23 protein-coding genes are annotated in these 26762 nt (G+C 42.1%); 10 read left to right on the forward strand and 13 right to left on the reverse strand.

Features of this window, described 5'->3' with window-relative positions:
* Nucleotides 1-73: 73 nt before the first annotated feature.
* A complete protein-coding gene (locus V7K21_RS13625) occupies nucleotides 74-1828 on the reverse strand; it encodes an N-acetylmuramoyl-L-alanine amidase (RefSeq protein ID WP_335175010.1) in 1755 nt (584 codons plus the stop codon).
* Between the two features lie 86 nt (nucleotides 1829-1914).
* On the opposite strand from V7K21_RS13625, the gene V7K21_RS13630 reads away from it, so the two are divergent.
* Both V7K21_RS13630 and V7K21_RS13635 read left to right on the forward strand, forming a co-directional pair.
* On the forward strand, nucleotides 1915-3552 hold the full coding sequence (locus tag V7K21_RS13630; RefSeq protein WP_335175012.1) for a CTP synthase: 1638 nt from the start codon (nucleotides 1915-1917) through the stop codon (nucleotides 3550-3552).
* A gap of 125 nt (nucleotides 3553-3677) precedes the next feature.
* On the forward strand, nucleotides 3678-4100 hold the full coding sequence (locus V7K21_RS13635; protein WP_335175014.1) for a hypothetical protein: 423 nt from the start codon (nucleotides 3678-3680) through the stop codon (nucleotides 4098-4100).
* A 190-nt stretch (nucleotides 4101-4290) separates the two neighbouring features.
* Here V7K21_RS13635 and V7K21_RS13640 read toward each other — a convergent pair whose 3' ends face one another.
* The 4 genes from V7K21_RS13640 to V7K21_RS13655 all read right to left on the reverse strand — a co-directional run bounded on the left by V7K21_RS13640 (nucleotide 4291) and on the right by V7K21_RS13655 (nucleotide 7091).
* Nucleotides 4291-4542, reverse strand: coding sequence for a hypothetical protein (locus V7K21_RS13640; protein WP_335175016.1), 252 nt, complete (start codon nucleotides 4540-4542; stop codon nucleotides 4291-4293).
* A 159-nt stretch (nucleotides 4543-4701) separates the two neighbouring features.
* Nucleotides 4702-5598, reverse strand: a complete 897-nt coding sequence (locus V7K21_RS13645) for an ROK family protein (RefSeq protein ID WP_335175018.1) — start codon at nucleotides 5596-5598, stop codon at nucleotides 4702-4704.
* 350 nt (nucleotides 5599-5948) lie between these two features.
* Entirely contained in the window at nucleotides 5949-6122 is a 174-nt protein-coding gene (locus tag V7K21_RS13650) for a hypothetical protein (RefSeq protein WP_273762828.1), read from the reverse strand.
* 72 nt (nucleotides 6123-6194) lie between these two features.
* A complete protein-coding gene (locus V7K21_RS13655) occupies nucleotides 6195-7091 on the reverse strand; it encodes an ABC transporter permease (protein ID WP_335175020.1) in 897 nt (298 codons plus the stop codon).
* 227 nt (nucleotides 7092-7318) lie between these two features.
* Here V7K21_RS13655 and V7K21_RS13660 point away from each other — a divergent pair, with 227 nt between their 5' ends.
* Genes V7K21_RS13660 through V7K21_RS13670 form a run of 3 tightly spaced genes read left to right on the forward strand, consistent with a single transcriptional unit; the run spans nucleotide 7319 to nucleotide 7955 of the window.
* A complete protein-coding gene (locus V7K21_RS13660; protein WP_335175022.1) occupies nucleotides 7319-7546 on the forward strand; it encodes a hypothetical protein in 228 nt (75 codons plus the stop codon).
* A complete protein-coding gene (locus V7K21_RS13665) occupies nucleotides 7543-7728 on the forward strand; it encodes a putative toxin-antitoxin system toxin component, PIN family (protein ID WP_335175024.1) in 186 nt (61 codons plus the stop codon). The genes V7K21_RS13660 and V7K21_RS13665 overlap by 4 nt, the downstream gene beginning before the upstream one ends.
* A gap of 47 nt (nucleotides 7729-7775) precedes the next feature.
* Nucleotides 7776-7955, forward strand: coding sequence for a hypothetical protein (locus V7K21_RS13670; RefSeq protein WP_335175025.1), 180 nt, complete (start codon nucleotides 7776-7778; stop codon nucleotides 7953-7955).
* A gap of 46 nt (nucleotides 7956-8001) precedes the next feature.
* On the opposite strand, the gene trxB is transcribed toward V7K21_RS13670, so the two are convergent.
* The gene (trxB, locus tag V7K21_RS13675) at nucleotides 8002-9372 is read right to left on the reverse strand and encodes a thioredoxin-disulfide reductase (RefSeq protein WP_335175027.1); all 1371 of its coding nucleotides are present in this window, start codon (nucleotides 9370-9372) and stop codon (nucleotides 8002-8004) included.
* A gap of 53 nt (nucleotides 9373-9425) precedes the next feature.
* Between trxB and V7K21_RS30710 the strand changes: the two genes are divergently transcribed.
* The 3 genes from V7K21_RS30710 (at nucleotide 9426) to V7K21_RS13690 (ending at nucleotide 12787) form a co-directional block, all read left to right on the forward strand.
* Nucleotides 9426-9707 carry a hypothetical protein gene (locus V7K21_RS30710; RefSeq protein WP_442948881.1) on the forward strand — a complete coding sequence of 94 codons (282 nt, stop codon included), beginning with the start codon at nucleotides 9426-9428 and terminating at the stop codon, nucleotides 9705-9707.
* 166 nt (nucleotides 9708-9873) lie between these two features.
* Entirely contained in the window at nucleotides 9874-10428 is a 555-nt protein-coding gene (locus V7K21_RS13685; protein ID WP_335175029.1) for a type IV pilin-like G/H family protein, read from the forward strand.
* Nucleotides 10429-10567: 139 nt separating this feature from the next.
* The gene (locus V7K21_RS13690; protein ID WP_335175031.1) at nucleotides 10568-12787 is read left to right on the forward strand and encodes an O-linked N-acetylglucosamine transferase, SPINDLY family protein; all 2220 of its coding nucleotides are present in this window, start codon (nucleotides 10568-10570) and stop codon (nucleotides 12785-12787) included.
* Nucleotides 12788-12822: 35 nt separating this feature from the next.
* On the opposite strand, the gene V7K21_RS13695 is transcribed toward V7K21_RS13690, so the two are convergent.
* The 3 genes from V7K21_RS13695 to V7K21_RS13705 form a co-directional block, all read right to left on the reverse strand.
* Nucleotides 12823-14499: an O-linked N-acetylglucosamine transferase, SPINDLY family protein gene (locus tag V7K21_RS13695; protein ID WP_335175033.1), complete on the reverse strand. Its 1677-nt coding sequence runs from the start codon at nucleotides 14497-14499 to the stop codon at nucleotides 12823-12825.
* Nucleotides 14496-16817 carry a methyltransferase domain-containing protein gene (locus tag V7K21_RS13700; RefSeq protein WP_335175035.1) on the reverse strand — a complete coding sequence of 774 codons (2322 nt, stop codon included), beginning with the start codon at nucleotides 16815-16817 and terminating at the stop codon, nucleotides 14496-14498. Before V7K21_RS13700 ends, V7K21_RS13695 begins: the two co-directional genes overlap by 4 nt.
* 97 nt (nucleotides 16818-16914) lie before the next feature.
* Nucleotides 16915-17310: a tetratricopeptide repeat protein gene (locus tag V7K21_RS13705; protein ID WP_335175037.1), complete on the reverse strand. Its 396-nt coding sequence runs from the start codon at nucleotides 17308-17310 to the stop codon at nucleotides 16915-16917.
* An 894-nt stretch (nucleotides 17311-18204) separates the two neighbouring features.
* Between V7K21_RS13705 and V7K21_RS13710 the strand changes: the two genes are divergently transcribed.
* Nucleotides 18205-18423: a DUF4327 family protein gene (locus V7K21_RS13710; protein ID WP_012407469.1), complete on the forward strand. Its 219-nt coding sequence runs from the start codon at nucleotides 18205-18207 to the stop codon at nucleotides 18421-18423.
* Between the two features lie 219 nt (nucleotides 18424-18642).
* Here the strand turns inward: V7K21_RS13710 and V7K21_RS13715 are convergent, their stop codons facing one another.
* From V7K21_RS13715 to V7K21_RS13730, 4 genes are all read right to left on the reverse strand, one after another.
* Nucleotides 18643-19920 carry an FHA domain-containing serine/threonine-protein kinase gene (locus V7K21_RS13715; protein WP_335175039.1) on the reverse strand — a complete coding sequence of 426 codons (1278 nt, stop codon included), beginning with the start codon at nucleotides 19918-19920 and terminating at the stop codon, nucleotides 18643-18645.
* A 243-nt stretch (nucleotides 19921-20163) separates the two neighbouring features.
* Nucleotides 20164-22164 carry a serine/threonine phosphatase gene (locus tag V7K21_RS13720; protein ID WP_335175041.1) on the reverse strand — a complete coding sequence of 667 codons (2001 nt, stop codon included), beginning with the start codon at nucleotides 22162-22164 and terminating at the stop codon, nucleotides 20164-20166.
* Between the two features lie 270 nt (nucleotides 22165-22434).
* Nucleotides 22435-23241: a basic amino acid ABC transporter substrate-binding protein gene (locus V7K21_RS13725; protein WP_335175043.1), complete on the reverse strand. Its 807-nt coding sequence runs from the start codon at nucleotides 23239-23241 to the stop codon at nucleotides 22435-22437.
* A gap of 18 nt (nucleotides 23242-23259) precedes the next feature.
* On the reverse strand, nucleotides 23260-24495 hold the full coding sequence (locus V7K21_RS13730; RefSeq protein WP_335175045.1) for a multidrug effflux MFS transporter: 1236 nt from the start codon (nucleotides 24493-24495) through the stop codon (nucleotides 23260-23262).
* A 964-nt stretch (nucleotides 24496-25459) separates the two neighbouring features.
* Here V7K21_RS13730 and V7K21_RS13735 point away from each other — a divergent pair.
* Nucleotides 25460-26662 (forward strand): aminotransferase-like domain-containing protein, encoded by a 1203-nt coding sequence (locus V7K21_RS13735; RefSeq protein WP_335175047.1) that lies wholly within the window; start codon nucleotides 25460-25462, stop codon nucleotides 26660-26662.
* The last annotated feature ends 100 nt before the right edge of the window (nucleotides 26663-26762 follow it).

A 26762-nucleotide genomic window follows, 5' to 3' on the forward strand; every position in this document is an offset into this window, starting at 1 on the left:
CCTTAATAGTTTTCGTATTTCTAAGCCGATATTTTTTCTTTTATCCTCTCAAAGCGCCTCAAAGGATAGTGTTTTAGCGCACGCTTATAAACCACTCAGTAATCCCTTGAGCGATCGCCTGAGCTATCTTTTTCTGTTCCTCTGGGTTCACCACCTGCTCAAATTCATCGGGATTGCTCATAAAACCTAATTCCAGCAACACCGATGGCGCAGCCGTTGGACGTGTCAGCGCTAAGTTATCCCAAAACACACCATAGTCAGGTCTGCCGAGTTTTTTGACTACATAGTTCTGCAAAAATATTGCCAGGTTGTGGGCTTGGGGTTGATACCAAAAAGCGGCGAATCCCTTGGTTTTTTCGGCATCGCCATCATCGGGTAAGGAATTGTGATGTATGGAAAGAGCGATGCATGGTTCTTCTTGACTAATAATTGCCTGACGTTCTGCTAGGGAAACCTCCTTATCATCCTCCCGCGTCATTACCACCGTTGCTCCTTCCTTCACCAACTCGTCGCGCAGCAACTTAGATACCACCAAATTGACATCTTTTTCTAAATATCCAGTTGGGCCACTGGCACCCGATTCTTTACCGCCATGCCCTGGATCGAGTACAATCTTGAAATTAGCTAAAGGCTTTCGTCTTGTGTTCCCAATTTTAGGCGGATGACGCAAAGCCAAAACCAGGGTTGTACCGTCGTATCTTAGCTTATATCCCCACTGTTGAGCTTTTTTGAGGTTAAAGGTGTATTTTACTTGTTCTGGAGCCACCTGTTGCCAGTCTAGGCGAGAAATTAAGGGGTCATCATCCAGGCGAATTATGTCCGTTTGGGCAGTAGTATTGTAGAGAGTGAGAGCGAGAGCTTGCTCACTTTGTTGTACGCTCACAGGTACGGGGACTTGCAAGGGGAAAACTATCTCTGTCGCACCAGGGAGTTGACGGTATCCGACACTGCGAATTATTGTCTGTGGCGGAATTGCACCAGGTAGAATGCGGGTTTCCTGACTATTAATCCAAGCGCCATAGTCTAGGCGCAACCATTCACCTTCCCTACCTGTTACTGTTGCGCGTGTGCCTTTAGGCAGTGGTGTGAGTCGAGAATAATCGGTACTTGGGCCAGTCCGAGCAACGCCTGAATCTACTATCACCTCAGAAACTGGCAACTGTGCTCTTGAGAAGATTTGAATTTTACCAGATCCTGGTTGAGTTATCGTCTTGCCATTGAGCGTCAGTTGAAACTGAGGTTGTCCCAGATCGGCAGCTGTTGCCACTGTGGTGCAACCTTTATAATTGCCTACGCTAGACTGGGCATGAGGCTGATTTTTCCCTGTCAGAGCTGCCAAATTACTTGGTAGTTGTGCTTCTTGAGGTTGGGGTGAAAGGGCAATAGTTTGATTAGCCAGGTTGACAGATACACTGGCATTGGGGGGTGCGATCGCGCTAAAACAAATTAGTTCTCCTGGTAATCTGGCAATGTCAGATGCAGGAGTCAGGGAATCTTTAGCAAAGCCTAACCCCTGTGGTAACTCAGGGCCAGCGGTAAGCCTTGTTACCTTAATCTGGAGTTCTTGATTGTGGTGACGCACAGTAAAAAGATTCTCCCCCAACTGCAAGGGGAAACTAGGGGAAAAATGACCAGCCTTGCTGCGGGTAATTGGCTTACTATTGATCAAAACCTGACCATCTGGTGGTGCAGTGCCCAGAAAAAAGATTTTTTGGGCACTTGTCTGGTAGTTTGTTTGGGGAAAAATGACTATAAGAGATGACTCGGCCAACGCTACGGAGGATGTGAGAATACAGCCTAATATTACTAATCCTAAGAGGTTTTTCACAAGCTCAATCACAGAAGATTACACCACAACAACTGTGGCACAATGACGGGATGTATTTTTAGAAGTTGTTAGAAATTCAAACTACTATGACTAAGTTTATCTTTGTAACTGGAGGCGTAGTTTCCAGTATCGGTAAAGGCATTGTAGCAGCAAGTCTAGGGCGTTTGCTCAAGTCACGTGAATATTCGGTGTCGATTCTCAAACTCGACCCTTATATCAATATCGATCCTGGCACGATGAGTCCCTTTCAGCATGGGGAAGTATTCGTTACCCAGGATGGTGCGGAGACAGATTTGGACTTGGGGCATTACGAACGCTTCACCGATACCTCAATGTCACGATTGAATTGTGTTACTACTGGCTCGATTTACCAGGCAGTAATCAATAAAGAGCGGCGCGGGGACTACAATGGCGGTACTGTACAGGTGATTCCCCATATTACCAATGAAATAAAAGATCGGATTTTGCGAGTTGCTAAAAGTACAAATCCCTCTGTAGTGATTACAGAAATCGGCGGTACGGTGGGAGACATTGAATCACTGCCGTTTTTGGAAGCAATTCGCCAGTTCCGCAAAGAGGTGGGACGGCAGAATGTACTGTATATGCACGTAACGCTGGTGCCGTGGATTGCCTCTGCGGGTGAGATGAAAACTAAGCCAACACAGCATTCAGTTAAAGAACTGAGATCCATTGGCATTCAACCAGATATTTTAGTTTGTCGAAGCGATCGCCCCTTACCCAAGGGATTAAAGCAGAAATTGTCTGGATCTTGCGATGTGCCCGAAGAATGCGTCATCACTTCCCAAGATGCTAAAAGTATCTATGAAGTACCGCTGAATCTGGAACGGGAAGGAATGGCAGAACAAGTGCTGAAGTTGCTGCAAATGGAACAACGTAAACCAGATTTGACGCAGTGGCAAACCCTGGTAAAACGGTTACATAGTCCCAAGCACGAGGTAGAAATTGCCATCGTTGGTAAATATGTGCAGTTAAGTGATGCCTACCTATCTGTAGTGGAAGCACTGAACCATGCTGCAATTTCCACCTATGGTGAACTGCGCCTACGTTGGGTGAACTCAGAAGATTTGGAAACTGAACCAGCCGAAAATTATCTTGCGGGTGTCGATGGCATAGTTGTGCCAGGAGGTTTCGGTGTTCGGGGAGTAGATGGCAAAATTGCCGCCATTAAATATGCCCGCGATCGCCAAATTCCCTTTTTGGGTTTATGCCTGGGAATGCAATGTTCTGTAATTGAATGGGCTAGGCACGTAGGGGGATTAACAGATGCCAACAGTGCCGAATTTGACGCCTATACAATTGATCCAGTAATTAATTTATTACCAGAACAGCACGAAGTAGTGGATTTAGGGGGTACAATGCGTTTAGGACTATATCCTTGTCGTGTTCTTCCTGATACTCTGGCTTTTAAGCTTTATCAAGAAGATGTAATTTATGAACGACATCGACATCGATATGAGTTCAACAATGCTTACCGCGATCTGTTATTAAAGTCTGGCTATGTGATCAGTGGTACTTCTCCCGATGGACGCTTAGTTGAAATTATAGAATTACCCAAGCACCCATTCTTTCTTGCTTGCCAATTTCATCCAGAATTTCAATCGCGTCCCAGTACCCCTCATCCCTTGTTTAAAGGGTTTATTCAAGCAGCGATCGCTCTTTCTCTCTCGACATCTGGTAAACAAACACCATTAGAGGTGTCATAAAAATTCATAATTCATAATTATTTTTTTTAATTTTGAATTCGTGCATAGCAAGATTAACTTAAGGCTTCAGTAGATTTGGACAAACAGGGTGCATTATTCGTAAATTTCGGACTTGAGGAGATGTTGTGGCGTACTGGATGAGAATCCTTTACGAGAGGAAAGAATATGTAGTGAATTTTGAGCGTGTCCATGCTTTTTGTTATGAACTGAATGGCAGGGTTACTTTTTGGTTACCTGATAGTGCAATTCCAGTAGTAATTAACCCGCAAAGTAACTTGGAAGATTATCAAAAGATTCTTGATTATTTACAATGTGTGACGGCGTCGGAATTAGATCATGCCCACTGGGTGAAAATTCTTTACGAAAAAAACGAATATGTAATTAATCTCAACTGCATCAGTTCCTTTTGTCATGAACCAAACGGCAGGATAACTTTTTGGTTGCCAGATGGCACTATCCCTATCATCATCAACCCTGTGAGTAATCCGGAATCTTATGAAAAAGTCGTGAAATACGTTAAGAAAGCAACAGGATATTCTTTGTCTTGAAATTCCTGTGTAGCAAAATAAGGTAACAATAAAGTTTAAAATAGATTTACTGTCTTCCCAATTAAAAAAAAGAGTTTATCGAGATTTTTGCTCAATTAGCCTAGCCATTGAATCATCTTTTTTGTATAGTTATTTAAGAAGAAAATTGTAACTTTAGCGGTAAGGCATTGATTCAAAAATAGCATATAGCTCACTGCCATTCGTCAAAAATTTGTTTTATCCGCTCAATTGCCGTATCTGCTGCTTGCTCTGGAGATATGCTATTGACAACTATTCGATTGAGAGCCTTGCTCCAAACATTCTCTTCTAAAACTAGGCTGTAAGCAGGGTTTTGGACAATACAAAATGGGCGAGTTAGACCTTTAGTCAGTGTTTGAGTTGCAGTGGAAAGATGCGGATCTGCTGGATTTGTCCAAAAGAGGTCTTTCCAAACAGGCTTCATTACTGGTAAATACCGACCTCCGGTAGCTTTTGATCATCAGTCAGAATTGCTAAATTCTCTATCCACAAAGAAGTTGGTATCTGTGGCAAGTTGCAAACCAAATTTTTTTACTAATTCCTAAAGACTGATGTCTCTAACTGGGATTGTTTGAACCATAATCTAAAACCCTGAATAGTTTTGCAATGCCAACTTTGCTGCACCTACTATCCCTGCAAAATTGCCTAACTCCGCTGGCAATATTTGTAAACCCGCTCGTGATAAAGGCTGCACTCGCTTCTCAATTTCTGCCTTCACTGCTGGGAAGAAAAACTCAAAGCTGCCACTGATCCCACCACCAATCACGATCGCCTGCGGTGTGAGGACATAAATCAAACTTGTCAAACCAATTCCCAAATTTCTACCATATTCTTCCCAAAAAGTCAATGCTGTGGGATCTCCTTGTTGGGCAAGAACACCCAATTCGATGGGTTCCTTGAGAGTGCGGCGGCGAATTGCACTCACACAGGCATATTGTTCCAAAGAGCCTTGATTGCCACTATTACAAATTGGCCCATCTGGGTTGAATGAAATTAAACCCAATTCTCCGGCGGCTCCTTGATGTCCAACAAATAGTTTGCCATCTAGGATAATTGCGCCACCAACCCCAGTTCCTAAAGTGAGCAGAATCAGATTTTGAAAGTGGCGACCGGCTCCCAGCCAAGCTTCTCCCAAAAGAGCGCAATTAGCATCGTTAGCGATCGCAGTAGGTTTGCCAGTTTTAGCTTCTAACCAGTCTGCTAAAGGCACATCGCGCCATCCAGGCAAGTTAATCGCGATTTTGGCAATGCGTCCGGTTGCATCAGATGGGCCAGGAGTCCCAACACCAATAGCAACAGTTTGATTATCTGGATCAATTTGGGCGATCGCATCTACGATCACCGCCAGCACAGCCTCTGGTGTTGTTGGTTGGGGATCTGTCACAGTCAAAGATTGCAGACAAGTACCATCAGCTGCAAAACGCCCCAGCTTAATTGCTGTTCCCCCCACATCAATACCAATTACTTGAGAACTCACCACTTTAAAATCCTCACACCAAGCCGCAAATTTTCGACTTTAACAAGCATCGTAGTACAGCTTTGCACAAGTTCGTAGCAAATAAAATAGCCACCTAGCAAACCTTCGCGTACCCTCTGCGCTTACCTCTGCGTTTAAATTTCAACCCTCAATTCGCCACTATTTTCTGCAAATCTGTACTTAGCGTGCTTAGGGCGAAAAAATTCTAGATTTTCCGTCCAATTGAGTGCGAGTCATTTTCATCGCCGATCTGTTCGCGCAGCCTCTCCCCTTTTCCCAAAGGGAGAGGCTAGCGCCATAGGAAGAAGACACCGGGCTTTCAACTCCGATCTCTGTGACTGGCATCCCCACATCTAGAAGGAGTGGGCTTTCTGCTCTAATAACTGTAAATTAGCAACAGTCGTGGTCCGAAAACTCGATTGCTCCTGCCAAGCTGTAATTGGCGCACCTCGTAAAATACCAGCAAGGGCAACGGAAAGGATAAACCCGCCAGTAGCGGCAGCAATTAATGTTAGATTATCTTTCATACAAATCTCTCTATTGTTATTTGTAATTTGTCAATGGTTTTTTGCTATTAACCACTGACCATTGACTAGTGATTAGTTTCGGATTCTATTTTCTCTCCGTAAACGAGGATTGACAAATTCGTTTAACCCTTCACCAAGTAGTGATAACCCTACCACCATGCATGTCATCGTTAAACCGGGGAAAAGCGTAGTCCACCAAATGCCAGTAGGTAGAGCTTCTAGAGCCTGTTTTAAATCATGTCCCCATTCTGCCACTTCTTCGGGAAGTCCTAGCCCCAAAAAACCCAAACCGCCCAACACCAAAATCGCATCAGCGGCGTTGAGTGTGAATAGGACGGGTACGCTTTGAATGACGTTGAAAAACAGATAACGGGAAAGCACAACCCAAGTGGAAGCGCCCATTGCTTGAGCAGCTTCGATGAAGACTTCAGTTTTCACGCTCACGGTGTGGTTGCGAACAACGCGGTAATATTGGGGGATGTAGGCAATGCTAATAGCGATCGCTGCATTTAATATCCCCCGCCCCACCACAAACGCCAGTGTCACAGACAGCAGTAGTCCTGGTAGGGTGTAGATGCTATCCATAATGAACAGCAACATTTTATCCAATTTACCGCCGAGATAACCACTCAGCATCCCCAAAGGTACACCGATAATCATACTCAGCGCTGTTGCCAAAATCACGACCTGCAAAGCAGCTTGAGCGCCGAACAATGTCCGGGAGAACACATCATAGCCCAGGCGACTGGTACCAAACCAATGTTTAGCTGAGGGTGGCTCGTGAATTGGATTAGAGAGAAAATCTTTGGGGTTTTGCAGCCATCCCCAAGCCTGGAATACGGGGGCGAAGAATGCCAGGAAAATGAAAAATAGGGTAATGGCTAACCCGATGAGCATGAGTTTCTGAGAAAGATTAGGACTTTTGGCAAACTGTAAAAATGTCGGTAGCCGCCGTTTTGTAATGGCCATAAAGCGATCGCCTGGATCAAGCAAGATACGCTGACCATTTTACATATTAGATAGGGGATTGCGTAAACATCCTGGATAAAAGTCCAATTTACTGAGTGGTGGTTACAGAGCTAGACTGAGTAATAGGTGAGATTATACCTTATTTTTTCTATAGATAAATTACCAGCCAGTGTTACCGCAAAGGTTAATCATTTCCAGTAGAGAAAGACCAAGTTAATGGAGGAATTATGAACGCTTATAAAAAATACATCACCATTACAGATCCAAGTCAATTAATATTATCTGATTTACCTTTTCCGGTCGGACAGAGAGTAGAAATAATTATATTAGCTGAGGATAACCCAAGAGCAGAAATCAGTAAAAAGCTGAAGAATTTATTTGACAAAACACAGTCTTTACCAGGAGTGCAAGATATTACAGAAGCAGAAATTGAAGCTTCCAAACGCGGAGAATGAAAGTTGTTATTGATACTAATATTTTAGTTTCTGCTGTCCTTAAGGGTAGAGTACCAAGGGATGTTCTTCAGTTTATTTTTGATAATCATGATTGGCAATGGATAGCTTCTGAAGAAATTGTTGTGGAATCTAAGGAGGTATTAAGTCGCAGAAAGTTTAAGTTGACGGACGAAGTAATATAGAATGGGTTGAAATTATCGATACATTTATAATACTAATTGATGTAAATTTGGAAGTTGATTTTCCCACAGATAGAAAAGATGAAAAGTTTCTAGCTTGTGCTATGGCAGCAGAAGCAGATTTTTTGATTATGGGTGATTCTGATTTTAATCAGGCGCAAACCTTGGTAAATACAACGATTATTTCTGTCTCTTTATTTAACAGGTTAGTTTGCGATGCAGGGGGGTGAGTATTTGACATTAGTAACTGTCCCCCATTCCCCACTCCCCATTCTCTTACAGATTGCTCTCAATCAACTGGCGGTATTCGCTCTTTTGCTTGACACCTTTGACTTCCTTGACCAGTTCTTTATTTTTGAACAATTGAACAGTTGGCGTTCCTGTCACACCAGCATTTTCAGCAATATCTCGGTCTTTGTCGATGTCAATTTCCACAAAGTGAATTTTGCTGTCAAATTCATCCACCACTTTATTTAAAATTGGCTTTAGGGTATGACAAGGGCCGCAACCAGGAGAGACGTATTTAACAAGAATTAAGCGATCGCTTTCATGGAACAATTTCCGTAAGGCATAACCTCCTTCGTGGCGCGTCCCATTCAAATTAAATCCAGCTTCTTCCTCGGCTTCAGTCTTTTTGGCTGGCTGATGTTCTAATTCATTATCTGCTGTTTCTGCCTGTTGATGGAATTCTTGAATCAAGCCAGTGGATGACAACCAACGTTCTGCCAACATCGCCGCCATACAGCCAGTACCCGCAGCCGTAATTGCTTGCCGAAACTCATGATCTTGCACGTCGCCAGCGGCAAAAACGCCCTCTACACTGGTTTCCACTGTACCGTGCTTAGTGACAACGTAACCGATTTCATCCAGTTCTAACTGACCTTTAAATAGAGAGGTATTGGGACTGTGACCAACAGCGTAGAATAAACCCTTAGCATGCAGTTTGCTCTCTTCACCAGTTTTGGTATTGCGGATTTTCACCCCATCCATGCGACCGTTACCGAAGATATCCACGGCTTCTGTGTTCCAATGCACCTGGATTTTTGGGTTGCTCAAAACTCTGTCTTGCATGGCTTTAGAAGCCCGCATTTTATCGGTGCGTACCAACATATTTACCTTAGAGCCGTATTTGGTAAGGTAAATTGACTCTTCCGCCGCTGAGTCGCCAGCACCAATTACAGCCAATTCTGCGCCGTGAAAAATTGGTGTTGCACCATCGCAAATTGCACAAGCGGAGATACCCCGACTCCAAAATTCATGTTCGTTGGGTAAACCCAAACGCTTTGCTGTTGCGCCAGTAGCAATGACGATGCTATTAGTTTTTATTTCCCTTTCTTGCGATCGCACTGTAAAAGGACGCTGACTCAAGTCAACTGATATAACATCTTCAGTATATAGTTCAGCCCCCCAGCGCTCCGCCTGCGCCTTCATCTGATCCATCAGTTCCGGCCCGGTAATTCCTTTAGGAAATCCCGGAAAGTTCTCAACTTCCGTCGTTGTCATTAGTTGTCCACCAGGCAAACCCCCGGCTTGGAAACCTTCAAATACAACAGGTTTCAGGTTGGCGCGTCCAGCATAGATGGCGGCTGTGTACCCTGCTGGGCCAGAACCGATAATTACTAAATTTTCTACTGTGTGGTTAGTCATGACAATACATAAACTCATAACGACTACGTCTAATATAGCATAACAAACTGTAATTGGCTACGCCAGATGGTAAGCGATGTCTGCGACGGGCTACGCCTACGAAAAATGCCTACGGTGCTATGCGGTCAGAGGAAATTGGCGTTCGTCTAATTACCTTCTTGAATAACTGGGTAATGTCGGGCAAGCTAGGACATATAACTGGTTCTAGCGCCGACTTTATCCTGCCGAGTATAGAAAAGGACGACTCGGAAAAAAGAAACCTGCGATCGCCTGATGTGTCTTTTGTTCGCGCTGACCTGAATAAAGCACTCTTACAAATGAAATCGATAATCTAGCCCTTGGTCAATACCAGGGCTTATTAATGTTTGTGCCATTTGGGATGTAAGGATTGTGTAGCTGCATCTCGCCAAACTTTTTTTCTCAAGGTGATAGGAAAGCGATCGCTACTGGGTAAGTTACATCTAGAACACCCAACCACTCCCTACCCCCTGGAAAACACTTATGAAAACCGAATTAAAAGCCAAATTTATCCAACACATCCTCGCCAAAAAGAAGGGAGATGAGGGTTTTACACTCATTGAATTACTAGTAGTAATTATTATCATCGGTATTTTATCTGCGATCGCTCTGCCCTCTTTCTTGAACCAAGCTAACAAAGCCAAGCAGTCAGAAGCAAAAACTTATGTAGGTTCAATGAACCGCGCACAGCAAGCTTATTACTTAGAAAATAGTGCATTTACAACTGCAATTGGTAGTTTAGGTCTTGGTATTCAAACACAAACCGTAAATTACCAATACACCGTTGCCTATACTGCGGGCGAGAGTGTAGCAACCAACCGAGCATCAGTAAATGTAAGCACTGCGCCTCTCAAAAGCTATGTTGGTGGTCTAGAGGTGACAAACTTAGGTGCTAGCAGTGAAGCTACTACCATAGCTGTTTTGTGTGAATCTACAAACCCCATGTCTAACGCTGGTGTAAATGCAGGTTCCACTACATTTACCTACAACGCTGGATCACTTAGTTGTCCCACCAGCTTCGTCTCTTTGGCTAAGTAACCAACTAAGGACAAACAGCATATAAATTGTCTCTAAACCAGATATTTTCCAAAGTGGGTAGATGCTTCTATCCACTTTATTTCCATTATGTGGGTCGTTCAGAATTATATTCCTCATAAAATTTTCTCACAGAATTACAATGATTACTGATATATATAATTGGCAAAATCAAGCTGAACAATTCTTGATTCAAGAAAAATATTCGCAAGCAGCAGAGTTATATGAACAAGCAATAGCAATAGAACCAAATACTATTTATTATTATTGGCATTTAGGACTACTATTGCTATTACAAGGCCAAGAAGCAGAAGCTCAAATGACTTGGATACTGCCAATGACAGAGGCAGATGAAGAACAGTTACAAATTTGGGCCAATGAACTATTTCAAGTTTTGCAAATAGAAGCAGAAAGACGTGAAACACTTGCAGAATATTCTCTAGCTTGGTTAATTCGCCAGCACATGCGGGAAATTAATCCTAGTTATATAAATAATTTGCTTCAGATACTTCTACTTTCTATGAAATTGCAAAAATTTGAAGAACTTGATGATTTGAATGAGTGGGGATTAATTGAAAGCTTAAACGCAAAAAAAAATATAGAAATTAATACCGAATTATTGATCCAAGTTTTAAAAGAATTTTTAAATACTGTTCCCTTACATCCAATTAATCTAAATTTACTAGGAGCTAGTCTGCCTTATTTCTCTGATCCTCATCAATGCTTCTCTATACTGCTTCCTGCTGCTATGGAAATTGGTCATACTTTACTAAACCCTCTACTAGCATCATCTCTGCTGGAATTGCATTTACGATTGGAGCCAGATAATCTAGAAATTTTGCGACACTTAGCGACTTTTTATCAAGATGCTCGTAATTATTCTCAGGGCATAGAGACAGCTAGGTTGTGTTATTCGTTATCAGAAGGCTTGGCTGATAAAATTTTTGCCCTCCATTTGCTGTTAAGGGGTCTAATGTCAGCAGGGGGATATTGGCAAGAGATATGTACAACTTGTCAAGAATTAGAAACTATGTTTCAACAGTTTATTAAAGCTGAACGAATTCCTATAGAAGAAGGAAAAATATTACGGTTACTTGTGCCATCTTTTGCGATACCTCACATTAAAGATGCTCCAGCTGAATTTCGAGCTATTCATAATAAGGTAGCTGAGATTTTTAATAATTATATTCAAGCTCTTGGTCAATCACAAGGAAAAAACTATGTTCCTCAAATCATTCATCATCAATCTTTAACACACCATCTGAAAAAATTAAAAATTGGTTATATATCTTACGCTTTAAGGAATCATTCTGTGGGTTGGCTATCTCGCTGGTTATTTCAGCATCATGATCGAGATAAATTTGATATTTATACTTATTTTATTAATTACAAATTAGTAAACAATTATCTCCAGGAGTGGTATCTAAGTCAGCCAGCAAAAGCTCGTAAATTAGGTATAAATGGTCTAGAAAATGCTGACCATATATATCAAGACGAAATTGATATTTTAGTTGACCTTGATAGCATCACTCTAGATATTACTTGTGAAGTGATGGCACTCAAGCCAGCCCCAATTCAAGTTACTTGGCTGGGGTGGGATGCATCAGGCATACCTGCAATTGATTACTTTATTGCAGACCCTTATGTACTGCCAGATAATGCACAAAATTACTATACAGAGAAAATCTGGCGATTACCTCAAACTTACATAGCAGTAGATGGTTTTGAAGTTGGTGTACCAACTCTCCGCCGCGATGACTTGAATATTCCTATGGATGCCGTTGTATATCTCAGCGCCCAAAGAGGATATAAACGCCATCCAGAAACGACAAAGTGGCAAATGCAAATTATAAAACAAGTACCTAACAGCTACTTTTTGATTAAAGGACTTGCTGAGGAGGAAACAATTAAACGCTTCTTTTATCAAATTGCCGAAGAAGAAGGTGTAGATTGTTGTCGGTTACGATTTTTACCACAAGTTCATTTAGAGTCGGTTCATCGTGCTAATTTAGGCATTGCTGATATTGTATTAGATACATTTCCCTACAACGGAGCGACAACAACCTTAGAAACATTATGGATGGGTATCCCTTTGGTGACGCGAGTCGGCGAACAGTTCGCAGCACGTAACAGCTACACGATGATGATGAATGCAGGAATTACACAAGGCATCGCCTGGACTGATGAAGAATATATTGAGTGGGGTGTCCGCTTGGGGAAAGATGAGACTTTACGCCAGCAGGTGGCTTTGAAATTGAAAATATCTCGACAAACAGCACCCCTGTGGAATGGCAAGCAGTTTACCCGTGAAATGGAGAAGGCTTACCAACAGATGTGGCAAAACTATATTGAAAAAAAATAAGCTCGTAGTAAGGACTTTAGTCCTCAAATTAGATATTAATAACTACTAAAGTGCTTACTACAAACTTGTTTATAAAAGGCTTCTAAACCTACAACACAGGCTTTATCATCAAAAAGACGATCATGATTTTGGCTCATTCTTTCGGCAATATTGCCTCGCCAAGCTGGGTCTAGTCCTAATTTGACAGCAATTTCGATATATTCTGCTTCGTTTTTAGCTATGGTATCTGTCACTCCTAGCATTTTCAGAAAGCTGTCAGAGTGGCGACCCCGCATAAATTCTCCGGGACATGTAACAATGGGGAGATTACAAGCGATCGCTTCTAAGGTAGTATTACCACCAGACCAGGTGAATGTATCTAAATAAACATCTGAAAGTAAGTTAATCATTAGATAGTCCAGTCGCTCTGGAATACTGAGAAATACACAGTAATCCTCGCTGTTCAAACGGATAGCAGCAAAAGCACGTTTGAGACGCGGTTGAAGTAAACCACCACGCAGAAACACAAATTTAGCTTGCGGAAGGCGGAGAGCAATTTCTGCAAAAATAAAATCATATTGCGGTAAATACTTGAAAGGAGCTTGACAGCATAAGTAGATGACTGCATCATCTGATAGCTGAAAATCTGAGCGGGTTTTGATGACTGGCGGAATATATGGTTTAGGGTAAGAAACGCCAATATTTGGTAAGCGAATTAATTTTTCTGAATAATGTTCTTGGGCATTTTCAGGTTCCATTAACTCGCTAGATAAAAAGTAATCAATTGTGGGTAAGCCAGTTGTTACCGGATGTCCCCAAGCGACACATTGCACAGGCGCAAGCCGCAGACCTGCCATTTGCATAGTTTGCGGATTCATCCCAATTTCAGGAAAAACTAAAATGTGCAGCTTATCAGCAATTATCTGTTCACAGGCTGCTGAGAAATTATCAGGAATATGGTGGAAAATATCACTGTACTGTTGAAACTGTTGGGTAATTGGATCTGGCTCATTTCCTATGTAGTAACAATAGATTTCAAAGCTTTCATGATTGCTATGACGCAACCAACCTGTTAACCAAAGTGTTCCACTATAAGAATGCAGGTAATGGGAAACGTAACCAATACGAATTTTGTTCTTAGGCTGAAGTTTAGGCATTGATAGAGGTACACACCATTGTGGATAGTTAACAGCCATAATTTCATGCACTAAGTTTCCATATTGGCGTTGCAAATCTTTATCATTTTGTGCTTGATATGATAAAAAAAAGTTTGTGAGGCGACCTATACCGGCTAAAGCACTATTTTGTTCTTCTGTAGTTTTAAGAGATGTATACTGAATTAAATTTTGCAGCCCTTGAGTGTAGCGCTGGCGAGAAAAGTTAATTTCCGCCTGACTATCATATATTGATGGAACTGTCAAATATTTGAGGAGTTGAAAAGTATAATCATCAGGAAAACATTTGGCAGCATGATCGGCACTTAAAATTGCTTCTTGAATACGTCCATTCTGTCGGAAATCGATAATTAATGAAAAATGCAATCTTTCATGTGTAGGGTAAAGCTTAATTCCTTGCTGGAGAGTATTAAAATATTCATCTAGCAGGTTTAACTGTCTATAGCAATGGCTTAAGTTCCAATAAATATCTGCATCACCCGATTGGATTTCTAGGAGTTTTTGATATTGCGCGATCGCTTCTTTCCATCTTTCCTCAGAAAATAATTTATTGCTCAAGCAAAAAAAAACTGTTCAGCTTGTGCTTCGCTAAAAACTTCTATTTCGTAAGATGTTAGAGTTTCTGCTTTGGCTTCAATCAGCGCGTTTTTATCTTCGTATTCCAAAAGAATTCTTGCATGTATGCGAGGTAGTAAAGCTGACCACTGAATATCAGCCAAGTTTTGCACTAGAGAAATTTCTAATCTTTCGGTAACATCTAAATCTTCCTGTACCAAAAGATTCATGACCACACTAGATAAAAACAGTTCAGCATCCTCACTAGTAATGTTACCAGTATCAATAAGTAGGGTAGTTTTTTCACTGTTAGGATGAGTGGCGATCGCCTTCATCAATCGTTGCAATTCTAAACCGATTAACTCTTCTGGCTGTAACCAGTCTGGGAAAATAATTAAATTAATCTCATTGAGGTTTAAAGAGAGGAGAGTAGTATTAATCAAGGCAGAACTTATGGTTTGCGCCATTTTTGTCCATGAAAACTTTTTCGCCTGTGCCAAACCCGCAGTAATTAAAGAGTAACGAATACTAGGCTTTTGTACCTCACAGAGCGCATTTACCAGCGCATTTACATCATCATCTTGAACATAAATAGCTGCATCTCCTGCTACTTCTGGAATTGAAGAATTAGCACAGGTAATAACAGGACAGCCACAAGCCATCGCTTCTAATACAGGCATTCCAAAACCTTCATATTTAGAAGGATAAACTAACGCCACAGCACCCGAATAAGCTAAGGCTAATTCTTCATCACTAAGTTTGAGAAGATGTATAGTACTACCTAATGTATATGTTCTTAACTCTGGCGCTAACACTCCACCGCTTCCTGTACAAATAATATCAAATCCATAGCCAATGACAAGTTGATAAAAAGCTTGGAAGAATAAAATACTATTCTTGTAACCAGATCCCGCACCAACCAACAGGAAGTACGGTTTATCAATGCCATATTTATATTTAAAACCTTTAATGTCATCTACAGAAGCTGGAGAGAACAGAGAATCTACTCCACAATGAGCCACCGTAATTGATTCTAAAGGTATCTCAGTGAAACATATACTTAAGTCTTTAGCTGTATTTTCAGAAATGGCAATAAAAGCGGAGGCGTGTTTGATACCATTGTATTTTTCACGCCACATAGGTTCATTTAAATTTCCTCGTAATACTTCAGGAATCATGTCATAAGCCATAAAAACGGAAGCGGTTTCAATGGGGGTGGTGTAGTAGGAAGATATAAATAATTCTGCTTCCTCTTCATCACAGATTTGTTGAAGCATCTGTTTATCAGCTTCGGTATTGTTATAGTCGTAAGCGGCAATTGTGCGATAACGAATACCATTAATTTTGGGTGCAGTATTAGCTCTATCTAAAACTAAGATATGATTAGCAAAATAACTATTTGACCATTGTTCTAGCAGACTTCGCCAAACTCTAGCAATTCCTGTTTGATAGAGTTGGAAAAACACACCATCTACTAATACTGTAGGTTTTTTTGTATTAGAGTCACTGACTTGTTTATTAAAATTAACAAAACTAGCATTATTAATATTTATGAGGGAGATGACGGCTTTTGAGTAATCACTCTGAAGGAGTGACTGTTTATTAAATGCTTCTGTATGATTTATCTGAAAATCATTAAATACTTCTGGATAAAGTTTTTGTTCTGTTAGTAAGTGCAACGAGAAACCATTAGAATATAAATTTAAATTATATTTTTTTGCAATTATTGATAGGGTATTAAGGGTGTATATAGAAATATGCTGACCCTCGTGAAGGGTATAATACCACCACTCATTTGGCTTTGGATTATTTGGTGGTAACAGTTCTGTGCTAAATAGAATATTTCTGGAAAATTTTAATATATTTTCAATTTCCTCAATTGGATTTATAAAATGCTCAAATACCTCGAATGCAGTAACTAATTCATATGAATTGCTAGTATATTTATTTGCTTCAAAGCCTTTAGCAAAAAGGTTAGTGCAGAATTTATCTATCCAGTAAAAATCAAATCCTAAATCCCTCATCATTCTGACAAACATTCCATAGCCACCGCCATAGTCTAAAAACTTAGCTTCATGGTTAAAAACACGGAATATAATATTAGCAGCTTGAAGTGATAAACTGTTATTGCGGAACACCAAACCAACATCGGTTTTAGCTATAGCTTCAGAATAAGCTTCTTCTAACCAGTAAGGTTCTTCTGTCTGTACAAATTCACAATTAGAGCATTGAAAATAATCAACTTTATGCTTACCTAATAAAATACTTTGGGCAAAGAGGTGCGAATCCGATTTACACACTTTACAACATTGGTGCGGCATATGATAATCTTCTCCTTTGTAACAATATTTTGTAAATTTATTTATGTAATATTTATTACAAATATGCTGAATATTATTTCACGACAACAGTTTATGATTAATCGCCATTACGCTCTTGTTTTTTAATCTGCTCTAATACAACTTTGTAATCTTGCCGTTCAGGGTGCAACTTCACCAGCTCCTCCAATAGTTCCATCGCACCTTTAGCATCCTTCAATTGCAACCGCACCAAAGACAGTTTCTCTAAAGCAAGTTGGTTTTCTGGTTCCCGTTGTAAAACCAGTTCGTAGCCCCGCGCCTGTTGCTGTAATACTGACTCAGCAGAAGGAGACGCAATTGCTGGCTTAGGTTGGCTAGCCTGTTGGATTGCTGGAATGACTGCAAATACCGTAGAACCAAAAAACGAGAACATCGACACTATCGTTACAATCTTTTGTCGCCGCTCAATCTGCTTTTTGCGGGTGATTAGGTATTGTTCCCAGGAACCAGGCATGTATTAATTATTGCTGCGGTAAATAGTTAGGTGTCAGCAACCCTCCCGTTATCAGGTTACCCATGTGCCCAATAGAAACTAACATCTTGGCTAGAAATTTTTTACACAAAATTAAAATTCTGACTCTAAAGACGAGGCAACTTTATGGTAAGCCTATGCTGTAGCGACAATTTTGCCATGCGATCGCCCGTATGCTTCAAAGCAAAACCCTCTCCTGCGCCTAGACAGAGCCAACGCTCCAGGTCTTAATTCACTAGGCAAAACATTACAATTATATAAAGATTTGCGATGATTCTGCCTAATGCAAGATGTTTGCTATATTCTAAGTAACGTCTAAATAGATAAAAACAGTAGACATTTCTACTCAATTGCAAATTTCCCTTTCAGTCAAAAACTTTCAAACTAGCCCGTTTCCTATGGGTTATTCACCAAGCAAACATATTTTTCGTGATTCAAACAAATAGATTTTTCCCACTCGTCCTCAGTCACACTACTTAGTGCAACTTTCTAAAGGACTAATTATTTTGCTCGGCGTCCACAATATATCTCTTACAAAAGGTACTGTTGCACTCTAGTAGAGAAACGGTAAAGGTTAAGAGGAAAAAGAAAAGGGGAAAAGGGGAAACAGAAACATCCCTTACCCTTTTAGTCCTTAAATTTTGCTTGGCTTCTGCAAAAAGTTTAAGGACTGCTTGGTGGAATTGGAGTTTTGTGGTGGTAATTACCGTACAAAACCGAATTTACCAGTAACTTAGTAGAGTTTGTTATGGTATAGTTAGAAAGTTAAGACTAGCTTTACCAAATTACACCACTCTACGGCCCAGCAACAATTGCAGAATGGGAAGCAGTTTTGATTAAGCATTTACCAACAAATATCAGAATTCAATCGAGGTTATGACTCAGCAAGTGATTCACCCAATGGTGAAATTGCAGCGCAACGTGCAATCACTCATAGAATCGAACATTATCAAGCCAAGCGATAGCATCTGGAAAATCGCTTTACTCTACGGCAATGAATGGCAGCACTGGAAACAGGAACTGCTTGACTTTGGCTTTAGTATGCAAGACCCAGTTAGTGAATTGCTAGCTGTAGAAACTTGGGATGAAGAATAGGTTATTGGGCATTAGGGATTGGGGACTAGCACACTGTAGCGAAATGTCTACAAGACTTGAGGCAAAATCCCCTTATTAAGTTCCAAGTCTTGTTAATTGAGATGGTAGGTGGATTTACGCGCCTGCTTTATTAGCGAAGAGGTGACAGGTGATAGGGAATAATTTGTACCCTGTAACCTGTACCCAATTCCATTGTTCAGTTTATAGTCCCCAGTTCCTTTATTGGCAAGCAGCTAACGCCGCAGCTAACTCCTTTGCAGTTTGGTAGCGATCGCGTGGCAATGGTTCTGTAACGTGATCAATCACATTTCTTAATTGGGAACTAATAGTGGGAACCTTTGCTACATCAAACCTGAAGTTTCGCCCCTTTTGGCGGTAGTACTTGAACGGGTTTTCGCTTGTGAGCAGAAAAATCAGCGTTGATCCAATTGCATATAAATCAGATTGAGTCAAAGGTTGTCCTCGTTCTTGTTCAGGAGCGCAGTAACCTTCTGCACCAATCCGAGTACCGGGCGCTGTGCCAATTTCTTTAACTGCGCCAAAATCCAGCAATACTATGCGATTTAAAGAACTTCGCACCATCAGATTGGCAGGTTTAATATCGCGGTGAATCAGTGGAGGATCTTGACTATGAAGATAGTTTAAGATATCGCAGGTTTGGATCATCCAAGCGATCGCTTGGCTTGGCGTCACTGGCCCAGTGGTAAAAATACGTTTCTCTAAATCTTGTCCGTGGATTAGTTCCATTGCCAAGTATTTTTTTCCGTTTTCTACAAAGAAGTCATAATACTTGGGAATTCCAGGATGGTTAAGGGATTTGAGAGTGTACGCCTCCCGCTCAAATAATTCTTGAGCTTTGGCAATTTTCACCATATCAGCATTCATTTGCTTCAACACCAGCAGTTGGGGGATACCCGCAAGACCAGCCGCATCCCAAGCGAGATAAGTAGTACCCATACCTCCTTGTCCGAGAGTTTGCAACACCTGATAATGGCGAATTTTCTGTTGCACTGAGAGAGGTTGACCGCAGTGGATACAAAACAAATTGTTCGGAGAATTGCCTTCGTGCGTGCAAGTAGAGGATGAATTTGCTCTAGCTTGGGCTGAATAGACTGTTGCAACGGCGTTTTCTTCTGTCGCTTGCATTTGTTGCGATCGCACACCAGTTTCCAGTACTGTTACCTCCTGAATTTGGAATTGCAGTATTGGGCCTCCCTGTGCCAGTTGCAAAAGGGAATTATCTGGTAAGGAACTCTGAATTACAAGAACACCGTTGAGGAAAGTCCCATTTGTACCCTGACTAACCAGCCGCCAACCACCGCCATTGTCGGCAGAATCGACTTGTCTGAGTTCTAGATGATGCCGGGAAACTAAACTATCAGTTAAAACAACGTGATTATCTGCCGCTCGACCAATCCGAATTATGGAGGAGTTCTCAAAGCTCCACTGCTGGAGGGGCATTTTCTGTTGCGGTTCTAACAGAGTCAGACTAACCACAATACAACCTACAAGGTAAATGGATCAGGCATTGAGCATTGGGCACTTGTACTGAGCGACTTGCCTTGAGCGAAGTCGAAAGGAGTCGAAGTATTGGGCATTGGGCATTAGCCTTATCCGTAAATTAGGTTTTAACCCCTGATTTATAAGGCTTTGAGGTGAATTAGCGGATATGTCTATTGGGAATTTGTGATTGTTCTTTCTTCTTATTACCCATTCCCCATGCCCCATTCCAATTTATTTTTAACTTTCCAGATTTGGGCGTACTTTTGCCCGAATAAGTATACCAGTAATGTTGTCATGACCATTCTGTTGGTTCGCCAAATCAATTAAGTCTGTAACACCCTGTTCTAAGTTAACGCCAGAACTAAGTAAGGGTTCTAAGTGAGTCTGCCAATGGGTTTCTATTAAATCATTATCTGATAGACCGTCCGATGCCAACAGTAGAAGAGTATCTTCATTGATCTCAAAAAAGTCTACATCAGGATTAATCGAGTTTTCGTCACGAGGCCCCAAGGCTTGCGTGAGTTGGTAGGCATCCGGGCGGGCGTAAGCTATGCTTGCTTCCACTCCCCTGGTTATTTCCCGTTGCCCAACTTCGTGATCTACTGTGACTTGTTCTAGTCGCCGCTTGCGCGTCAAGCGATAGAGACGGCTATCTCCCACATGAGCAACTGCTGCTTCAGTATCTTGAATTAAGAGCATTACCAGAGTTGTACCCATGCGCCCCACTCCAGAACGGGCATCTTGTTGATTAAGCTTGTAAATCGCCTCATTAGCTAAAAACACTGCCTCACGAATGCTATCTTCTGTTGGCAGTTGGTTAACAATCCAGTGTTCTTGAAAGTATTGCCGTAGGGTGTTGACTGCTAACTCACTGGCTATCTCGCCGCCAGCATGTCCACCCATACCATCACAGAGAATATACAAACCATGCCCTTCCAGAACTCGATTTTTAGGCAACTCCAGCTTCTGAATTTTGGTTTCAATGCCAAAGTAGTCTTCATTATGATGACGTTGACGCCCCACATCTGTGCGTCCTGCATCTTCTAAGCTACTTAACTGCATCGCCAGCACAACAGTTGGCATATCATCAGTTTTGCTAATGACATCTTCTGGCTCATCTGATTGCGGGATAATGGGCACAGCAGTATTTTTCTCCTTTATTGGGGGCAAAGTTGCGGTTCCTAGTGCTTCCAGTTCAACAGAGATTTCCTCTAAACGCGATCGCAATTGTGCGATCGTGTGAATCTTACCTACATCTAAATCCCCCAACATCTGGACTACAGAGCCAAATTGAGTCCGTTGAGACTGCCTAAATAGCGCTTGCCAAACCCGCCCCAAAGCTTGGATAGTTAACGGCTCCTCTGGAATAGCGAATGTTTGGGCTTCGGCATCTTCTGGGGACTCAATAGCAAGCTGAGAACTTGATGATTCCACATATAACCTTTGTAGCGCCAGCGTTTGGTCTTCATCCAACCGCAAATTTGACAAATCTAAAAGGCTTTGACGACAATTCACTGGTTCCAATACTGCCCAAAGTTGGGTCATTTGATAACACCAGTGTAAAATTTTTAACGAACTCGTTGTTTCTTCTTGCCATCGGTCGAGTAAAGGCTGCCAATGTGAGCGGTCTTCAATTATTACTACCTGCATATCCCCCTGCTGCCATGCATCGTGAATCGGCGGTATCTCCCGCTGACCTTGGGATTGTAAGGCAATATAAAGTTTAGCAAGGCGAGGAATTCCACTTGCTTCCACTGATGGCGTTAGCAAATCAGATTGCTGACTTGCTAGTATTGCCTCAATGGGTGATATTTGATACGGATGACAATCTAAAACTCTGACACCTACATCAGGAATGGTGGTAGTTTCAGTTTGTCCAGGTAGCATATATAACAATTGATAGCGCTCTTGGGAGTCTAAATAGGAGCCTAATGCAATCTGAAAACTAAGGGGTAGAGGAGATGAGGAGTATATTGCTCCCTCATCTCCCTCTACTCCCACATCTCCCTTATCTCCCTGATTTTTCTCTACTCTCAAAGCTTCCCCATTCGTTTGCTTAGCAATAATTGCCCAAAACACTGTTCCACATTCCGTGCCACAGTTATGACAACGTAGTGCATTTATAGGTACATCAGTACTGCATTCAGGACAGACCTTGTGGGTCAGGGACGTGCCACAGTTTTGACAGAATTTGTTGCTATTGGGGTTTTCAAATTTACACTGAGGGCAAATCAGCATAGTGGAAGTTCCTTAATTCCCGTTCCAAGGTGCTTCTAGCCACTAAGATCCAAGGTGCCACAATTGGCTATCCCTGACCACAGTAGACCTACAAGAGATTGTAGTTTATCAATGAATTTTGGTGGCAGTATTAATTGTGACGCATATTAGATAAATATTTAATATATTGGCAGCTAATTCCTTATAAATGGGTGAGTGGGGAGTAGAAAGTAGGGAGTGGAGAGTAGTAGGGAAAGAAGAACTATTAATTATTAACCAATGCCCTATGCGCTATGCCTCATGCCAAGAGTCTGGCAATTGTAGAGGTTCAGCGTTAAACCATTTTTGATAAATTTGCTTGTAAGTGCCATTGGATAACAAAGTCACTATACTTTTGTTAATTGCATCCAGATAGGGGGAGTCTTTAGGTGTAGCAATCCCGTAGTATTCTTGGGTGAGTAGATCGGCAACAACTCTGATGCCTTTGAGTTTGCCATTTTTAATCGCATACAAAGTTGCGAAAGCATCGCTAACCACAGCATCAACATTGCCATTGAGCAAGTCTTGGAAAAATTCTGGGCCAGAATTAAAAGTACTAATTTTGGCATTGGGGATGGTTTTGGCAAAATCCGCCCCAGTTGAACCAATTTGTACAGCAATTTTTTTACCTTTGAGACTATTGAAGTCTTTAATATTTTGGTTGTCTTCGCGAACAGCGATCGCTAGTCCGGCTTTAAAATAAGGTCTGGAAAAAGCAATGGTTTTCAGGCGTTCGGCGGTAATCGTGATTCCACTAATTGCTGCATCGACTCTTTTAGCTTGCAAAGTCGAGATCATGCCATCAAAGGGCAGACTTTCAAACTGGATTGGAAAACCTGCTACTTTAGCGATCGCATTCATCAAATCAATATCAAAACCTTCCAAGTGACTACTAGCCGTTTGGATTTCAAAAGGGATAAAGGTAGGGTCTGTCGCCACCTTGAGAGGTTGAACACCTGGATTTGGATAAGAATTGTTACAGGCAATGAACAGTAGCAAACAGCTTAAGCTCAGAATTAATTGCCGCCACTTAAAGTTAATCAAATTCCCTTTAGTCATTAGTCATTAGTCAAATACCTAATTTATCGTTTCGTGTAGTGCTTGAGTCCGAGCAAAGCGACGCTCGGCAGGGCGTGCAAGTCCAAAATAAGCGGCGAAGGAGGCGATCGCAAACACTGCCATTAAACTAGACATGGCGATCGCTGTGCGCCCATCATAGAAGAAAGCAACTAGCCCACTCGCCAACGCCCCACATAACATTTGCAGAAATCCCACCGTGGCGGCTGCAACTCCAGCTATCTCTGGCAAAGGCTGAATGGCACCCTGGATTGCATTGGGGGAGATTATCCCCAGGCAGAAGGTGTTAAGTACTAGAAGAGGCATTAGCGTAGTAACTTGTGCAGCACCACTCACTGACAGCATCGCAAGGGCAACAGATGAGCCAACGGCACTCACCAGCCCAAAGGTGAGCAACCTTGACGGAGATACGCCACGCATACTCAGATGCCCATTCAGAAATGAGCCTACCATGATGCCAAAAGCGGTCGATGCAAAAAGCCAGCCGTAGGTTGTAGTCGGGACTTTAAATACATTAAGCAGCACGAGTGGTGATCCCGCAACATAGGTAAACATGCACCCAAAGCTCAGTGCATTGACGAGGGCGTAGCCAAGACAAATCCGATTGCTGAGAATGCGCCCATAATTTTTTATCAGCCGACGTGGTTTGATCGCATCTAGATCACGACTAGCTAGCGACTCACTTAGTCCAAGGGCAACAAACAGCAAGAGTAAGAACCCTCCTACAGCCAGTGTCCCATAGATAGTCCGCCAACCAGCGATTGCCAGCACCCAACTACCGATTGTGGGTGCAATCATCGGTGCTACGCCCATCACGAGATTGACATAGGATAGTTGGGCGCGTGCTGCCGAACCATCAAATAAATCGCGGACAATCGCCAGTGTCATCACCATACCTGCACCAGCGCCGGCACCTTGAATTAAACGCCAAGCAATCAGAGTATTGATGGATGGCGCAGCAGCACAGCTTGCACCTGCTAGGGTAAAAAGTCCGCAGCCGATAAGCAAGATTGGTCTGCGTCCATAACGATCCGAAAGCGGACCGAAAATCAGCTGGGCAACAGCAAACCCAAGCATAAACAAGCTTAGAGTTAGTCCAACAGATCCAGAAGATGCCCTCAAAGCTGCGCTGATTGTGGGAAAAGCTGGTAGCCCCATGTCAATTGATAGGGGCGGTAGGGCAGAGAGTGCCCCCAAAAGAAGCGTGAAGTTCAAGGTGTTGGGTCGAATTCGCATTATTTTAACTCGTAGGATTCACGGTTATCGAAGTAGGTCTGTTGATTTTTCTAGCTAGGTGTGAGATGTTCTTACTCATCTGAATATCACGGTAAGTCGAAAAGAATACCGTATTTAAATAACTTTAGGGAAATTTCCAGCTTCTAAACCCCAAGATAAAGCTTTAGTAGATTACAACAAACCATTAAAAAAATCTCAAAAGACTAAAAAACAAGACTTTTTAAATTTTACTTTTGCCCTACAACAGTTAAATATGCATTTTTTTAGCTGCCAGATTGCTCTGTATAAATTTTAGATTTTAATTCTTGGAAGGGTTGATTAATGTCACTTGCATCAAGTTTGCAGCGATCGCTATATACATATGTACTACTTTAACCTCACTTAATCTGCATGGATCAGCCAATGATGGGTCTTTCACCTTTGTATATCGAGCGTGTTTGAGAATTAATTGAGACGATTAATCAGCAGGGTGTGACTGTTTTTATGGTTGAACAGAATGCCAATTTAGTACTGCAAATTGCTTATTATGGTTATATACTTCAAAATGGTCGAATTGCGCTGTCTGGGTGATCTAGCGAATTATTGAATAACCTGCAAATTCGTGACGCTTATTTGAGTGGTGAGACGGTTTAGCAAATATGATGTGGTTGAACTTTTCCTAAAAGCGATCGCACCAATTCAATTTACAGTGATTTTTTTATCTCACGGAGAGGAGCCAGTAAGTTGCGCGGGTTAAGAGCGTTGTAGCATCTGGTGTCGCGCTCCAGGCGCAGAGATAAGGTTATAAATGCTCGATTAAAAAATTATTTGAAATCTTTAATTCTTAAACTATTGATGATAAACTAACCAAACTTTACTTATAAAATTACGATATCATTGTTCGGATTTAGAATAAAGCTGACTATCAGTATTTCTTCCCTAAAATACTGATATACTGATAAACTTAGAAGACAACTCGCCCTTTATGGCTCCTACCACTTCTGCCTACCAAATTGCTGATTTGTTCGCCGAAAGAGCTAGAAACCTCGCACCACCAACTTACGGTACTGAGTTAACCAAAATTATCACTGTCAGCTTTGCCTACGGTTTAGCTGACCCAATTCTCTTTCCCCACGCCGACTTGGCTGCTGCAAGTGCGGCTGTGCTGACAGAAGAAGCCCCGATCGCCCTCAATTATGGGCCACCTTCAGCTCAACTGTATGAACAAATTATCCTCCGCTTGCAGGCTAAAGGAATTGCTGCCGATCGCGATCGCCTGGTCATTGGCTACGGTTCTGGTCAGATTCTCGGTTTGCTACCAGATGTGTTTGTCGAACCTGGTGATGTAGTAATTGTAGAAGGCCCAACCTTCCTGGGAGTAGTTGTCAGATTTGTCCAGGCTGGCGCACGCATAATTACCATTCCTGTGGATGAGTTGGGGATGGATGTGGACGCCCTAGAAGAAACTTTGAGCGACTTAAAGAAACAGGGCATCCGACCCCGGTTTATTTACACCATCCCCACCTTTCACAATCCCACAGGCGCTACTATGCCGTTATTTCGCCGCCAAAAGCTGGTAGCGTTAGCGGCTGAGTATGGCGTCTTAGTGGTGGAAGACGATGCTTATAGCGATTTGCGGTTCCAAGGAGAAACTGTGCCCCCTCTGGTAACTCTCGACCAAGAAGGGTGGGTATTATATGTAAGTACCTTCTCGAAAATTATTGCGCCTGGTATCCGTCTGGGCTGGGCTTGTGGTGATCCAGCGATTATTGAGCGGCTGGCAATGTTCAAAAGTGAGGGGCCTGTGGGGCCATTTGTCAGCCATGTGGTCGCCCGCTACTGTGCTACAGGCAAACTAGATAATCACATTCAGCAGCTAATCGCCTGCTACAAGCATAAGTGCAATTTATTGTTAGAGGCGATCGCTCAAGAGTTTCCCAGTGATATAGTTGCTTTGCGACCAGATAGGGGCTTTTTCGCTTGGTGTAAATTGCCGTCAGACATCAGCGCCAAAGCACTTCTAACAGCTGCCAATGAACACGGCATCAGCTTTATGCCAGGGACTCGGTGTTACACCGATGGACAGGGAGATGATGCCATCAGGTTAGCTTTTAGCTTTCAGCCAACACAGAAGATTGTCGAGGGAATCGCTACATTAGGAGCAGTGTTGCGCGGATGGCAGCGATGATAGTGCCAATTTTAGATTTTGGGTCGCACCAAAGGTGCGCTTCCAGCGCAACTTAGATTTTGGATTTTGAATTGAAGATAATTTACCTCGTTCCCAGTCT

The organism is Nostoc sp. (assembly GCF_036919595.1).
In the GTDB taxonomy this organism is placed as follows: domain Bacteria; phylum Cyanobacteriota; class Cyanobacteriia; order Cyanobacteriales; family Nostocaceae; genus Nostoc.